We start from the raw sequence: 13,130 nt of genomic DNA, 5'->3' as shown, positions 1-13,130 counted from the left end.
GTGCTGACCATCGCTTGGTTCGACACGATGGGATTGCCCCGACTCTCATGACCTCAACTTCTCGAACCGCCCGGTGCGGGCCCGCATGCCGGGTGGTGTGGGAGGGGTCCGGTCAGCGATGATCGGCCCCTATCCCGATTGAGCGCTGTCCACACTCTTTACAGGGTTGTACCCCTGTTATCTACGACTTATCAACAGCTTTCCCCGTGACGCCGGCGCCCGGTGGCGCTAGCATGGAGGGCTGTCAAGGAAACCCATGTCCGCCGTACTTTCCACCGCTCCCGACCCCCGCTACAGCGCCGACCGCCAAATCGCGCAACTGCGTATTCCTCCGCATTCGATCGAGGGCGAGTCCAGCGTGCTGGGCGGGTTGCTGCTTGACAACGGCGCCTGGGACCGCGTCGGCGACCTGCTGGTGGACGAGGACTTCTACCGGTATGAACACAAGCTGATTTATGCCGCTGTGGGCGCGCTGATCAACGCCACCAAGCCGGCGGACGTGATCACGGTGTATGAGCACCTGCAGAACCAGGGCAAGGCCGACGAGGTCGGTGGCCTGGGCTACCTCAATTCGCTGGCGCAGTACGTGCCCAGCGCCAGCAACATCCGCCGCTACGCCGAGATCGTGCGCGAGCGCTCCATCCTGCGCAAGCTGGTGGCCGCCAGCGACGAGATCGCCACCAATGCCTTCAACCCGCAGGGCAAGGCGGTGGCGATGATTCTCGATGAGGCCGAGCAGAAGATCTTCAAGATCGGCGAGCAGGGCTCACGCATGAAGCAGGGCTTCCAGAGCATGGACACCCTGGTGGTCAGCCTACTGGATCGCGTGACCGAAATGTCGGAAAACCCGAACGACGTCACCGGCGTGCCCACCGGTTTTTACGACCTCGACAAGATGACCTCGGGCTTTCAGGCGGGCGATCTGGTGATTCTTGCCGCAAGACCCTCGATGGGCAAAACCGCATTGGCAATCAACATTGCCGAACATGTGGCGCTCAACGAAGGCCTGCCGGTGGCGGTGTTCTCGATGGAGATGGGTGCCTCGCAACTCGCGGTGCGTATCGTCGGCTCCATTGGCCGCATCGACCAGACCCATTTGCGCACCGGCGCCCTGACCGACGAAGAATGGCCACGCCTGACCGAAGCCATTGAGAAGCTGCGCAACATCTCGCTGCACATCGACGAAACGCCGGGCCTGACGGTCAGCGAACTGCGCGCCAACGCCAGGCGGCTGGCGCGGCAGTGTGGCAAGCTCGGCCTGATCGTGGTCGATTATTTGCAGTTGATGAGCGTTTCTTCCAGCATGAGCGAAGAAAACCGCGCCACCGCTGTCGGCGAGATTTCACGCGGCCTGAAGATGCTGGCCAAGGAGCTGCAGTGCCCAGTGATTGCCCTGTCCCAGCTAAGCCGGGGTGTCGAGTCCCGCACCGACAAGCGACCGATGATGAGCGACCTGCGCGAATCCGGCGCCATTGAGCAGGACGCCGACATCATCATGTTCATCTACCGCGACGAGTACTACACCAAGGACGCCTGCAAGGAACCCGGCGTGGCCGAGGTCATCATCAGCAAGCAGCGTAACGGCCCGACGGGTACGGTCAAGCTGGCGTTTATCAGCCGCATCACCAAGTTTGAAAGCCTGGCACATGGGAGCAGCGGCAATTATTAAGAGAAATTGGCCTCCAGCCCATATCCGGCAAGGGTGAGTTGCTATTAATTCAATAGCATTCGACGATTTGCCAGAACTCGGGCGGTACCGGAGAAAACGGTGTCCGGCGCTTAACTTGCGACCGGCTCCAAGTCTTCCATCGCGAGCATGTGGTATTTCTGGCCATAGGTGAAGGGCAGGTGGCGCAACGCCGACAACACGCGCTGCGTGTCTTCATCGGTGGGCGCATGGACCATCACGCCGTGGTGACCTTGGCGGGCCAGTGCGATGTATTTGTTGACGGTGTGGCCTTCGGTGCCGACCGAGGGCATACCTCCGGAGTCACCATCCACCTTGCCAATGTCGTGCAGGATGGTCACGGGAGATAGCGGCATGACGGCGTCGCTTGCAAAACCGGCGGCTTCCAGCGCCTGGGCGGCTTGCTCGGCCTGGTCGGCCTCGGGGAACAGGAGAACGGCGAAACTGGTCGGGTAAAACACGCCACCCAGGGTGACCATCTTGGGGGTAAGTTCAAATGTCTTCATGGGTCCATTAGGGCCTGGATCACGCGAACTGGCTGTCAGTCGCGATAGCCGGTTTTTGTAGGACTCAGGATTTTTCAACGCTCACAGAGCGCCGGGTGTTCAGGGCAACTCTTCGGTTTTCAGCGCAGGCTCGGACATCACACGCGCACTTCCAGCAAGGCTTTCGATGAGCTGGTTGGCAAAGTAGCTGCTCTGCGTGTCGGGCTCCAGTGCGGCAATCACCAGGTTGGCCAGCGGCTGATTCAGCGGCACGTAGTAGCTGCCGATGGGCGCGTCGATGACACCACGCACCAGCGCGACTTCGATTTTGACGATCTGCCCCGCATCAGCGATGTTTCCCCGCACGTCCTGCCTGACGCCGGCAGCCCGTGCAGTTTCGCGGTAGATGTCACCCAGCATCGAGCTGGGCTCCGTGACGCGCCGCACCTGCACGCCATGCAGGCGTAAGCGCTCGACCGCCGTTTTTGAAGAGGCCGACAGCCAGTAACCGCAGGGGCGCACGCGTGCCTTGATCTTTCGCAGCGTCAGCGCCGAGTTCCACTCCACACGCAGCGCTTTGTCGGCGCCGGTGACTGGGTCCAGCATGAGCAGTTCCTGCTGAGTCAGGGTCGGCCCGGCTTCCACCACGGCCTCGTCCTTGCAGGCCTGGCTGGTGATCTCTTTTTCGATGTAGGGCTGCAGTTGGCCCAGCTCAGGGGCGCGCTGAGCGGTACTGGCCAGCACGCTGCTGATCGCGATGACGTGGGTGTGCACGCGGCGCTGGATGTGCAGCCGGCCGATACCGACGCCGCGGGTCTCGATCAGCAGGCTCACGGTATTTTTCAGGCCGTTGACGTTGCGGCCGGTGTCGGGCTGGGTGCCACCCATGGAGATTTTTTTGTCGGCCAGATCGGTCGAGGTGGTGTAGTACCACTCGCTGCTAAGACCTTGCGCTTTGAGTGCGGCTACCAGCGGGCGGCGATACCACTCTTCCGAGGCCTTGGTCAAAAACTCCGGAATGTTGGCGGTGGTCGCGTACTGCAGCAGTGCGTCGTACTTTTGCACGGCATCGAACTTCTGCAGAAAACGGCCGACCACGGTGTACTCGTGCGCATCAACAACCACGGTCGGGTGGTAGTCGCGCGTGAGTTTGGCCAGGGCCCGTGCTTCCGGGGTGTTGAGCAGCAGGTGGTCGCGGTTCATGTCGAGCCCGCCGCTGGTCGCGCGTTTGTTGTCTGCCGAGCCATCCGGGTTGGCGCGCGGCACGATGATGACGTTGACACGGTCGAGCACCGGCCGCAGCAGACCTTGTATCAACTCGCGCGCCACCACCAGCAGGGCTTCGCTGCCAGCCGGCTCGTCGCCGTGCTGCTGGCCGATCAGTAGCACGGTAGGCCGACCCGATGCCACGATGGCGGCCGCGTCGGTACCGGCAGCGCGCGTCAGCACCAGCGCTTCCAGGGCCTCGCCGCGTTGCGACTGGCCGATGGGCAGCAATGCGGCTTTCATGCCCGGCGAAGCTGTCGCAGAGGCCGCCAGGTCGCGCAACCAAGTCTGGATTTCCGAGTTCGACGTGAAGCTGCTGCGGCCTTCCTGCAAGCCGGGCGTGCTGTAGATCAGCGAGGGTGCGGGGAAACGGGCGGCTACAGCGGCGCTGTACGGCGCTTCCGGGGTAGCCGGGGCCACCACCACCACCGCCGGCCGCACGGGGACCGGCTGGACAATCACTACCGGCGGGGCAACGGTTGCCGGTATCGGTGTGGGCGCTGCAACCGGCGGCGCTTTGGCCGTGCCGCCGGGTACAGGCCAGGGCGGCAGCGGCACCGAGGTGCAGCCGGCCAAGGCCAGGCTCAGCAGCAGGGGCAGGGCAGGTCGAAGCAGGCCGGAACGGGGCGCGGGCGAGTAGTGCAGGGTCGGTGCTGTCATGGTCGTGGCTTGAATTGGGGGCTAAGAGCCTGTCGGACTTGGGAATCGTCGGCTGCAAATCGACCGCAGCGGTCCATTTTTCACCGTCTTTTTGTCCCATAGCTGGGCTATGGGTCTGCAAATCCGGCAAAAACTGTCCTCGCTGGGGCCGATTTTCGCTCTCGACGCCCCAAGCCCGACAGGCTCCTAGAGGAAAGCCGGGTGGCCCGGTCCTGATTGACCATTATCCAGCCTTTCACTTCCCGCCAGAATGGTGGCTACCCTCTGTTACCAGGTGTGGAAATTCCTTCCTGGAGCACGCTCGCCAGGTCCGCGTGAGAAACTAGGGGTTTCCAATGCCGTTCGAGTCCTTTTTACCGATGAATCCCGGTCCCTCATCCCCGCCAAGCCTGCCAATCCCGCCGCATCGCCTCAGCGTGGCCCCGATGATGGACTGGACTGATCGGCACTGCCGTTATTTCCACCGGCTGCTGTCGCACCATGCCCTGCTGTACACCGAGATGGTCACGACCGGCGCGCTGGTGCATGGCGATGTCGCCCGGCATTTGCGCTTCAATGCGGGCGAGCATCCGGTGGCGCTGCAACTGGGCGGCAGCGAGCCGGTCGACCTCACGCATTGCGCAAAACTCGGTGAGCAATGGGGCTATGACGAGATCAACCTCAACTGCGGTTGCCCCAGCGAGCGGGTGCAGCGCGGCGCTTTTGGCGCCTGCCTGATGGCCGAGCCGCAACTGGTGGCCGATTGCGTGAAAGCCATGGTCGATGTGGTGGACGTGCCGGTCACGGTCAAGCACCGCATTGGTATCGACAAGGGTGAAAGTTATGCCTTCGTGAGCGACTTTGTCGGCACGGTCAGCGCGGCCGGTTGCAGGACCTTCATCGTGCATGCGCGTAACGCCTGGCTCCAGGGCCTGAGCCCGAAGGAAAACCGCGAGGTGCCGCCGCTGCGCTACGAGCTGGTTCACCGGCTCAAGCAAGAGTTTCCTGAACTCACCATCGTCATCAACGGCGGCGTCACCACCGGTGAGCAGGTCGCGGCGCTACTGCGCGAACTCGACGGGGTGATGGTGGGGCGCGAGGCCTACTACAACCCCTGGTGGCTGGCCTCCTGGGATGAGGCCTTCTTCGGCGCCGCTGCAAACGGGCAGACTCGCGAATCTGTCGAGTCGCTGATGGTGGATTACATGGCGACTCAGGCGGCCGCGCATGGCACGCCCTGGTCGGCTATCGCGCGCCACATGCTCGGTTTGCGCCACGGCCTGCCAGGATCCCGACGCTGGCGCCAGGTCTGGAGTGACCACAGGCTCAAAACCCTGCACCCGCGCGAGGTGATGGCGCTGGCCCATGCGCCAGCGCTGCATGAGAGAGGCGCTCCCGCGATCGAGAGTGCTGCGGTCGCTCATGCCTGAGCGTACAAGCGCTTGACCCGCGCCTGCTTCGTGCCCGATGCCTTGGCCCGCAAGGCGTTGATCGAAGCCCTCAAGCGCAGCATGAAAATCCGCATCACCACGCCCGGCGAGATCAGCGTCACCGCCACCGTACGCGCAGCGTCGCGCGGAATCAGGGGCTCGCTGGTGCAGGCATGTGCCGGGATGACGAGTGAACGCGCTGTCAGTTTGCAATAACTCCCGCAGCTTTGAAAAGCCACTCGCGGAACAGTCGGACTTTCTTCAGCTGACGTTCGTCGGTACGGCATGACACAAAGTGCGTCTCCAGCGCCAGGGATTCAAATATTCCTTGCCCCAGCTCGACCAGTTCACCACGAGAAATCTCCCGTTCTGCCAGGCGGATGCTTTCCATGGCTACTCCGGTTCCATCCACTGCTGCAGAGATTGCCAGAGCGGCCCGATCAAAGGATGGTCGCGGCTGGTCTGGCAAGACGAGGCGGTTGAGGGCAAACCACTTCGGCCATGTGACGCTGCTGAGCTGCGAATCAATGAGGACAAGTTTGCTCAATAGTTCGTGAATGGGAAGGCCGTCCTGGATCAAATCCGGCGAACAAAGCGGCACGATACGTTCGGTACCCAAGGCAACCGACAGCATGCCGGCTCTTTCGATGGCGGCCCCATAAGAAATCGCGACGTCGATCGCTCGCTCGCGTGTAAGGTCAAGCGGCGTGGCTCCCGAGGTCAATCGGATGGTGATATCTGGATGGGAGTGCGTGAATTCTGGCAGCCTTGGCCCAAGCCATTTGGCAGCAAAGCTCGGCGCACTGTGGACGGTCAGTACTTCGGCCTGTGGCGCCAGCGCCACCTCCTTGCAGGCAGCCTGGAGGGTGTCAAAAACTTTCGAAAGACTTTCGAGCAGCCGCTTTCCTTCCAGCGTGAGCTCGACTCGCCGGTTGCGCCGAATGAAAAGGGGACGGCCGAAATAATTTTCCAGTCCGCGTACCTGGTGGCTGATGGCCGATTGGGTGAGGTGCAGTTCGTCTGCTGCAAGGGTAAAACTCTCCAGCCGCGCTGCCGCTTCGAAAGCCCGCAGCAAAGAGAAATTCGGAATTTTTCTCATGACTAAATTTAATTCATGAATTAAATTCATTCTTTCATGAAAAAGCTTCGTTTGTCAAATCCACCGCCCTCTCAAATAATCGCATGTTGCCGACGTCGCCACCATTACATGTAAAGGAGTTAGAAAATGACCGCTGTCCTGGAAAGAACCCCATCAGTTGTGGAGGACGCACGTGTTTCCATCTATCAGCCGGAGCAGGCGGGACTGATTTTTCCATCTGTTCCAAAATTCACAAATGTCGCTGATGAGCGCCGGCATCTGAAAGAACGGCTGGTTGCGGCTTGCCGCGCTTTTGCGCTTCAGGGTTTCGACTATGGATTTGCCGGGCATCTCACCGTCCGCGATCCGGAGCATCCCAGCCTGTACTGGACCAATCCAATGGCTGTCCACTTTTCCCAGGTCAAGGTATCCAACCTCATCCTTGCGGATCACGAAGGCAAGGTGGTGGAAGGGCGGCACGCCATCAATCGCGCCGGGTTTGTGCTGCATGCGGCGGTGCACGAGGCGCATCCCGACATCGTCGCCATGTGCCATGCCCACACGGTGTACGGAACTGCTTTTGCCTCCCTGGGCAAAAAACTGGAACCTATCACCCAGGATGCGGCTGTATTTTTTGAGGATCACGTGGTCATAGGTGATGAGGCCGGACAAGTCGCGGTGGAAGTCAAAGCCGGACACAAGGTTGCGAACGCGTTCAAAGGCGTCAAGGCCGCCATTCACCAGAACCATGGGCTGTTGACTGCAAGCCGTCACAGCATCGAGGCCGCAGCCTTCTGGTTCATCGGGCTGGAGCGTTGCTGTCAGCAACAGCTCTTGGTGGACGCCACGGGAATTGCCCCTCGCCTGGTGACGCCCGAGCGCGCTCGTTACAGCCGGGAGCATGTCGGCAGTGAATACATTGGCTGGTTGCATTTTCAGCCGATCTGGGAGCAGCTGGTCAAAACGCAACCTGACATGTTCGACTGAGTTTTGCTACCGTCATGGACACCAGTCGCCGCAGGTAACTGAAAACTTCTTCAGAGCACGCTGGCCAGTTGGTGGTATTGAGCTGTGGATGGCCTGCGTGGCGCGCCTGCTTCAGGGAAGCGACGCGCCTGGGCCGGAATTGACTCTGATGTTTTAGGGCAAGCAGACAGAGGGTGATGTCGGAACGCAGCACATCGTGAATGAGGCTGCTTGTTTACTCCCCTTGTTCAAGGGGCTTCAAGCCGCAGCTTCAAGCCCGTTGCTGAAATGTCTGCGCATTTCCGCCACGGCGGCTTCGGCATCGCGCGCAGCGAGCGCAAGCATGATGGCCCGATGCTCGGCCAGGGACTCCTCAATGCGGCCCGCTTTGAGCAGCGAGTTGTGGCGGTTCAGTTTCATCACCTTGCGCAGGTCGGCCACCATCTGGTCACGCCAGCGGTTGTTGGCAATTTCCAGCAGCCGCATGTGAAAGGCCTCGTTGAGCTCAAAAAAGCGTTCGCGCTTGGTCACGGCTTTTTCAAGCTCGCGATGCAGCGCTTGCAATTCCTTCAACTGCGCGTCGGTAGCCTGGGTGGCCACCACGCCGGCCGCATCACTTTCCAGCAGGGCGAGCAGGTGGTAGACATCCGTGAGGTCGCGTTCTGACACTTCAGTGACATAGGCGCCGCGCCTGACCTTCATGGTCACCAGCCCTTCGGTGGCCAGCACTTTCAGCGCTTCACGCAGCGGCGTGCGGCTGATGCCGTACTCTTCGGCCAGTTTGAGCTCATCAATCCAGCTACCCGGCGCGAGTTCGCGGTTGAAAATACGCTGGCGCAACAGCTCTGCCACCTCTTCATAAAGTGCGCGGGGGGTCAATGAAACAGCAGCCATGATTTTTTGTGAAGACTTCAGAAAGCGGGTTTTGTCTGACGACACGATCTTATCTGAAACTATATTTTGCATCAATAATTATAAATAATGTAAACTCATGCGACTACCCATACACGCCTCGAACCGTACCGAGCACCTGCCATGAGCACCCGCAAACCACCGCCAGCCCCCGAATTCGCGCCCGCCAGCCTGGAGGCCTGGTCCAAAGCCGCCGCCAAATCGGCGCCGGGCGGTGATGTGAGCGCCCTGAACTGGCAGACGCCGGACGGCATCAGCGTCAAGCCGCTGTACACCGCAGAAGACATCAAGGACCTGCCGCACACCCACACCTTGCCGGGTTTTGAGCCCTTCATCCGTGGCCCGCAGGCGACCATGTACGCGGTGCGGCCCTGGACCATACGCCAATACGCCGGTTTTTCGACCGCTGAAGAATCCAACGCTTTTTACCGCAAGGCACTGGCCGCAGGCGGGCAGGGCGTCTCGGTCGCTTTTGACCTGGCGACGCACCGTGGCTACGACAGCGACCACCCGCGGGTAACGGGTGACGTCGGCAAGGCCGGCGTGGCCATCGACAGTGTTGAGGACATGAAAATCCTGTTCGACCAGATCCCACTGGACAAGGTGTCGGTGTCCATGACCATGAACGGCGCGGTGTTGCCGGTGCTGGCGGGTTATGTGGTCGCGGCTGAAGAGCAGGGCGTGGCGCAGGACCAATTGAGCGGCACCATCCAGAACGACATCCTCAAAGAGTTCATGGTGCGCAACACCTATATCTACCCGCCTGCGCCCAGCATACGCATCATCGGCGACATCATTGAGTACACGGCCAGCCACATGCCGAAGTTCAACTCGATCTCGATCAGCGGTTACCACATGCAGGAAGCGGGTGCCAACCAGGCGCTGGAACTGGCTTTTACCTTGGCCGACGGCAAAGAGTATGTGAAGACGGCGATTGCCAAGGGCCTGGACGTCGATGGCTTTGCCGGGCGCCTGAGCTTCTTCTGGGCGATCGGCATGAACTTCTACCTTGAAGTCGCCAAAATGCGCGCGGCGCGCCTGCTGTGGTGCCGCATCATGAAAGAGTTCAACGCTAAAAGCCCCAAGAGCCTGATGTTGCGCACGCACTGCCAGACCTCGGGCTGGAGCCTGACCGAGCAGGACCCCTACAACAACGTGGTGCGCACCACCATCGAGGCCATGGCCGCCGTCTTTGGCGGCACACAAAGCCTGCATACCAACAGCTTTGACGAAGCGATTGCGCTGCCGACTGAATTCAGCTCGCGCATTGCGCGCAACACCCAGTTGATCATCCAGGAAGAAACCCACATACCGCATGTGATTGACCCCTGGGCGGGCAGCTACATGATGGAAAAGCTGACCCAGGACATGGCCGACGCCGCCTGGGCCATCATTGAAGAAGTCGATGCCATGGGCGGCATGACCAAAGCCGTGGACAGCGGCTGGGCCAAGCTCAAGATCGAGGCCGCCGCAGCTGAAAAGCAGGCGCGCATTGACAGCGGCAAGGACGTGATCGTCGGCGTCAACAAATACAAGCTCAAAACCGAAGATGCGATTGAGACCCGCGACATTGACAATGTAGCGGTGCGCGACGGGCAGATCACGCGGCTCAAGGCTATTCGCGCCAGCCGCGATGGGGCGGCAGTGCAAGCCGCGCTGGACGCGCTGACGGCTGCCGCCGAAATAGGCGACGGCAACCTGCTGGACCTCAGCATCCAGGCTGTGCGCCTGCGCGCCACGGTGGGTGAGGTCAGTGACGCACTAGAGAAAGTTTACGGGCGCCACCGCGCCGATACACAAAAGGTGACCGGTGTGTACGCAGCAGCTTATGACTCGGCCGAAGGCTGGGAAAACCTCAAGACCGAGATCAATGCCTTTGCCGAAGCGCAAGGCCGACGCCCGCGCGTGATGATTTCAAAATTAGGCCAGGACGGCCATGACCGTGGCGCCAAGGTGGTGGCCACAGCTTTTGCCGACCTCGGCTTCGACGTGGACATGGGCCCGTTGTTCCAGACGCCCGAAGAATGCGCGCGCCAGGCGATTGAAAACGACGTGCACGCCGTGGGCGTATCAACCCTTGCCGCTGGCCACAAGACCCTGGTGCCGGCCATCATCGCCGAGCTTCAACGCCAGGGTGCCGACGACATCATCGTGTTTGTAGGCGGCGTGATTCCCCGGCAGGACTACGACATGCTGTACGAAGCCGGCGTCAAAGGCATTTACGGGCCGGGCACGCCGATTGTGGCCAGTGCCAAGGATGTGCTGGAGCAGATTCGGAAGGCTTTGGATTCAAGTCAAAATTCAAAGTTGTGATACAGTAATACTGTATTTCAATCAAAGGAAAAAGACATGGCTGTATCTGTACGTTTAGACCCATTGATGGAAAAAGAAGTTGAGCTTTCGGCCAAGCGCCAAGGTATTACCAAAACGCAGTTCATCATTGCTGCGTTGGAGCGTGCGTTGGGGCGCAAAGACCCTTACAAACTTCTATTGGAAGTCAAGGGCGAAACGGCTTTGCAACCTCAAGCCAAGCAGTGGCAAGAGACCTATGGCGGCGAGGGCGCAGAGTTGTATGACACAGAACAATCACGTCAAACCATGATTGCAAAATTGAGAGCGAAGCATGGCCTCAGCGCTGATTGATGCAAGCGCCTTGGTGGCAGCATTTGTTTCAAGTGAACCTAAAAATCAACACTATCGAGAGTTATTTCAACTCGCGTCTCTGGAGCATTGGTCGTTGTCAACGACATGGCCGTGCGTGACGGAGGCCAGTTATCTTGTGAGACCTCCAGAACGGTTTGAACTGCTCAAATGGATTGGGCGTGGTGCAGTTTCAGTCTTCCCGTTTGGTCAAGAGGCTTTGATTGAGTTGGTTCCCGTCATGCAAAGGTACACCGAGTCACCGCGCACAGAAATGGATCTGGCCGACGCGTCGCTCTACGCATTGGCAACAGATACAGGTGTCACTCGAATCATGACTTTGGATAAACGCGACTTCTCGCGTTACAAGTTGCCTGACGGGCGCGCCTTCGAGATTCTTTAACAGGTCACTACACCCATGAGCGCAGCACAAACACGCGGCTGGTACTTCGACCCTCACTCTGGCGGAGTGAAGATTCCCGAGCGAACCAAACAGCAGGTGGAGAGGTGCTTGCATGCTTGCTTTGCCAAGTTGGGCCACGACAAATCTGCCCGTCTTGAAGTGCGCTTTCGGGGCGCGCTGTGCTACATCGACGCCTATCGCGAACCCGATGCTGAATTGGTGAAGTACTGGGCCAGTCGGGGTGAGAACGTGCAAGAAGCGATAGCAAGCTACCGCGAGCACCCCACCCGTCTTGGCAGGCTTAGGCACTTCGACTTGAACCGCTGGAGCTACGCTTTTTATACCTACAGCAATGAACGTTATGAAGCGTCGACTTTGAACGGCGAGTGGACGGGCACCCCAGAGCAAGGCCTTGAGGTCGGGTGTGTTTACCTGCGGGATTGACGCTGACCATGAACGAGCGGGGGCAAATTTTTATGGCGGCGGTGCTGGCCGATGACTTTGATGCGATGGTGGCAATTCGCATTGAGGCACTGCGTGAAAGTCTCGAGCGCTTGGGGCGCTTTGACCCGGGTTGCCAACCGTGCGGAGTGCTGGCGTGAGCGTGCTCGAGTTGATTGTTCACGGTGCGGCTCTGGCCCAACGCCGCGCCATCGCCAAAGCCATCACGCTGCTCGAATCCACCCGCGCCGACCACCGCGCGCAGGGCGATGAGCTGCTGACCGCCTTGCTGCCGCACACCGGCAAGGCTTTCCGCCTCGGCATCAGTGGTGTGCCCGGCGTCGGCAAATCGACCTTCATCGAGGTGCTGGGTCTTTATTTGATCAAGCAGGGTCACCGCGTGGCCGTTCTGACCATTGACCCTTCGTCCAGTCTCTCCGGTGGCTCTATCCTCGGCGACAAGACACGCATGGAGAAACTGTCGGTGCACGAACGCGCCTACATCCGTCCCAGCCCGTCCAGCGGCACATTGGGTGGCGTGGCTGAAAAGACGCGCGAAGCCATGCTGGTTTGTGAGGCGGCGGGTTACGACGTGATCATCGTCGAGACGGTGGGCGTGGGCCAGAGCGAAACTGCGGTGGCCAACATGACCGACATGTTTGTGCTGATGCAGCTACCCAACGCCGGCGACGACTTGCAGGCCATCAAAAAAGGTGTGATGGAACTGGCCGACATGGTCATCATCAACAAGGCCGACATCGACGCCGATGCCGCGATGCGCGCCCAGGCCCAGATCACCTCCGCCATGCGCCTGTTCATCCCGCGCGGCGGCAGCCCTCACCCCTACCCTCTCCCAGGTGGAGAGGGAGCGAACCCCTGGCATCCCCAGGTGATCCAGCTCAGCGCGCTACACAACAAGGGCGTCGATGCTTTTTGGACGGCGGTGACGCAGTTCAAAACCCTTCAAACGACCAACGGAAAGCTGGCAGAACGGCGGCGGCAACAGTCGCTGGCGTGGATGTGGGAGCGCATTGACGCCGGGCTCAAGCAGGCCTTCCGGAAAGACCCGGCCGTCAGCGCCTTGCTGCCTGATTTGCTGGTCCAGGTGGCCAGTGACCAGCTTCCAGCCTCGACAGCAGCACGAAATCTGCTCGCAGCCCATGCTGCACGGGCGTAAGCAGCT

At 60.4% G+C, this 13,130-nt stretch carries 14 protein-coding genes; 10 read left to right on the top strand and 4 right to left on the bottom strand.

Annotated elements, in window-relative coordinates:
• Positions 1–256: 256 nt before the first annotated feature.
• Positions 257–1,669, top strand: coding sequence for a replicative DNA helicase (gene dnaB / locus Q8O29_RS19345; RefSeq protein ID WP_305565810.1), 1,413 nt, complete (start codon positions 257–259; stop codon positions 1,667–1,669).
• A 110-nt stretch (positions 1,670–1,779) separates the two neighbouring features.
• Here dnaB and Q8O29_RS19340 read toward each other — a convergent pair whose 3' ends face one another.
• Complete coding sequence (locus tag Q8O29_RS19340; protein ID WP_305565809.1) at positions 1,780–2,193, bottom strand: RNA-binding protein; 414 nt, start codon at positions 2,191–2,193, stop codon at positions 1,780–1,782.
• Positions 2,194–2,292: 99 nt separating this feature from the next.
• Positions 2,293–4,098 (bottom strand): M14 family metallopeptidase, encoded by a 1,806-nt coding sequence (locus tag Q8O29_RS19335; RefSeq protein ID WP_305565807.1) that lies wholly within the window; start codon positions 4,096–4,098, stop codon positions 2,293–2,295.
• 359 nt (positions 4,099–4,457) lie between these two features.
• Between Q8O29_RS19335 and dusA the strand changes: the two genes are divergently transcribed.
• A complete protein-coding gene (gene dusA / locus Q8O29_RS19330) occupies positions 4,458–5,507 on the top strand; it encodes a tRNA dihydrouridine(20/20a) synthase DusA (protein WP_305565812.1) in 1,050 nt (349 codons plus the stop codon).
• A gap of 12 nt (positions 5,508–5,519) precedes the next feature.
• Positions 5,520–5,723 carry a hypothetical protein gene (locus tag Q8O29_RS19325; RefSeq protein ID WP_305565805.1) on the top strand — a complete coding sequence of 68 codons (204 nt, stop codon included), beginning with the start codon at positions 5,520–5,522 and terminating at the stop codon, positions 5,721–5,723.
• Here Q8O29_RS19325 and Q8O29_RS19320 read toward each other — a convergent pair.
• The gene (locus Q8O29_RS19320) at positions 5,710–6,606 is read right to left on the bottom strand and encodes a LysR substrate-binding domain-containing protein (protein ID WP_305565803.1); all 897 of its coding nucleotides are present in this window, start codon (positions 6,604–6,606) and stop codon (positions 5,710–5,712) included. The two genes, Q8O29_RS19325 and Q8O29_RS19320, sit on opposite strands and share 14 nt — an antisense overlap.
• Positions 6,607–6,732: 126 nt before the next feature.
• On the opposite strand from Q8O29_RS19320, the gene Q8O29_RS19315 reads away from it, so the two are divergent.
• On the top strand, positions 6,733–7,572 hold the full coding sequence (locus Q8O29_RS19315; RefSeq protein WP_305565801.1) for a class II aldolase/adducin family protein: 840 nt from the start codon (positions 6,733–6,735) through the stop codon (positions 7,570–7,572).
• A gap of 237 nt (positions 7,573–7,809) precedes the next feature.
• On the opposite strand, the gene Q8O29_RS19310 is transcribed toward Q8O29_RS19315, so the two are convergent.
• Complete coding sequence (locus Q8O29_RS19310; RefSeq protein ID WP_305565799.1) at positions 7,810–8,445, bottom strand: GntR family transcriptional regulator; 636 nt, start codon at positions 8,443–8,445, stop codon at positions 7,810–7,812.
• Between the two features lie 141 nt (positions 8,446–8,586).
• On the opposite strand from Q8O29_RS19310, the gene scpA reads away from it, so the two are divergent.
• From scpA to meaB, 6 genes are read left to right on the top strand one after another with little or no spacing between them, the layout of a single operon-like run.
• Positions 8,587–10,776 (top strand): methylmalonyl-CoA mutase, encoded by a 2,190-nt coding sequence (gene scpA, locus Q8O29_RS19305; protein WP_305565797.1) that lies wholly within the window; start codon positions 8,587–8,589, stop codon positions 10,774–10,776.
• A gap of 36 nt (positions 10,777–10,812) precedes the next feature.
• Positions 10,813–11,106 (top strand): hypothetical protein, encoded by a 294-nt coding sequence (locus tag Q8O29_RS19300; RefSeq protein WP_305565795.1) that lies wholly within the window; start codon positions 10,813–10,815, stop codon positions 11,104–11,106.
• Positions 11,087–11,506, top strand: coding sequence for a type II toxin-antitoxin system VapC family toxin (locus Q8O29_RS19295; RefSeq protein ID WP_305565793.1), 420 nt, complete (start codon positions 11,087–11,089; stop codon positions 11,504–11,506). The genes Q8O29_RS19300 and Q8O29_RS19295 overlap by 20 nt, the downstream gene beginning before the upstream one ends.
• Before the next feature lie 15 nt (positions 11,507–11,521).
• Positions 11,522–11,950: a hypothetical protein gene (locus Q8O29_RS19290; RefSeq protein WP_305565791.1), complete on the top strand. Its 429-nt coding sequence runs from the start codon at positions 11,522–11,524 to the stop codon at positions 11,948–11,950.
• Positions 11,947–12,108 carry a hypothetical protein gene (locus Q8O29_RS19285; protein ID WP_305565789.1) on the top strand — a complete coding sequence of 54 codons (162 nt, stop codon included), beginning with the start codon at positions 11,947–11,949 and terminating at the stop codon, positions 12,106–12,108. Before Q8O29_RS19290 ends, Q8O29_RS19285 begins: the two co-directional genes overlap by 4 nt.
• Positions 12,105–13,124: a methylmalonyl Co-A mutase-associated GTPase MeaB gene (gene meaB, locus Q8O29_RS19280; protein WP_305565787.1), complete on the top strand. Its 1,020-nt coding sequence runs from the start codon at positions 12,105–12,107 to the stop codon at positions 13,122–13,124. Before Q8O29_RS19285 ends, meaB begins: the two co-directional genes overlap by 4 nt.
• The last annotated feature ends 6 nt before the right edge of the window (positions 13,125–13,130 follow it).

Source organism: Polaromonas sp., from assembly GCF_030689685.1.
Taxonomy (GTDB): Bacteria; Pseudomonadota; Gammaproteobacteria; order Burkholderiales; family Burkholderiaceae_C; genus Polaromonas.
This window is presented reverse-complemented; position numbering and strand designations above follow the sequence as displayed.

What these genes read in the sequence shown, in the direction of transcription:
- dnaB (WP_305565810.1), top strand. Translation starts at nt 257, where the DNA reads ATGTCCGCCGTACTTTCCACCGCTCCCGACCCCCGCTACAGCGCCGAC.
- Q8O29_RS19340 (WP_305565809.1), bottom strand. Translation starts at nt 2,193, where the DNA reads ATGAAGACATTTGAACTTACCCCCAAGATGGTCACCCTGGGTGGCGTG.
- Q8O29_RS19335 (WP_305565807.1), bottom strand. Translation starts at nt 4,098, where the DNA reads ATGACAGCACCGACCCTGCACTACTCGCCCGCGCCCCGTTCCGGCCTG.
- dusA (WP_305565812.1), top strand. Translation starts at nt 4,458, where the DNA reads ATGAATCCCGGTCCCTCATCCCCGCCAAGCCTGCCAATCCCGCCGCAT.
- Q8O29_RS19320 (WP_305565803.1), bottom strand. Translation starts at nt 6,606, where the DNA reads ATGAGAAAAATTCCGAATTTCTCTTTGCTGCGGGCTTTCGAAGCGGCA.
- Q8O29_RS19315 (WP_305565801.1), top strand. Translation starts at nt 6,733, where the DNA reads ATGACCGCTGTCCTGGAAAGAACCCCATCAGTTGTGGAGGACGCACGT.
- Q8O29_RS19310 (WP_305565799.1), bottom strand. Translation starts at nt 8,445, where the DNA reads ATGGCTGCTGTTTCATTGACCCCCCGCGCACTTTATGAAGAGGTGGCA.
- scpA (WP_305565797.1), top strand. Translation starts at nt 8,587, where the DNA reads ATGAGCACCCGCAAACCACCGCCAGCCCCCGAATTCGCGCCCGCCAGC.
- Q8O29_RS19300 (WP_305565795.1), top strand. Translation starts at nt 10,813, where the DNA reads ATGGCTGTATCTGTACGTTTAGACCCATTGATGGAAAAAGAAGTTGAG.
- Q8O29_RS19295 (WP_305565793.1), top strand. Translation starts at nt 11,087, where the DNA reads ATGGCCTCAGCGCTGATTGATGCAAGCGCCTTGGTGGCAGCATTTGTT.
- Q8O29_RS19290 (WP_305565791.1), top strand. Translation starts at nt 11,522, where the DNA reads ATGAGCGCAGCACAAACACGCGGCTGGTACTTCGACCCTCACTCTGGC.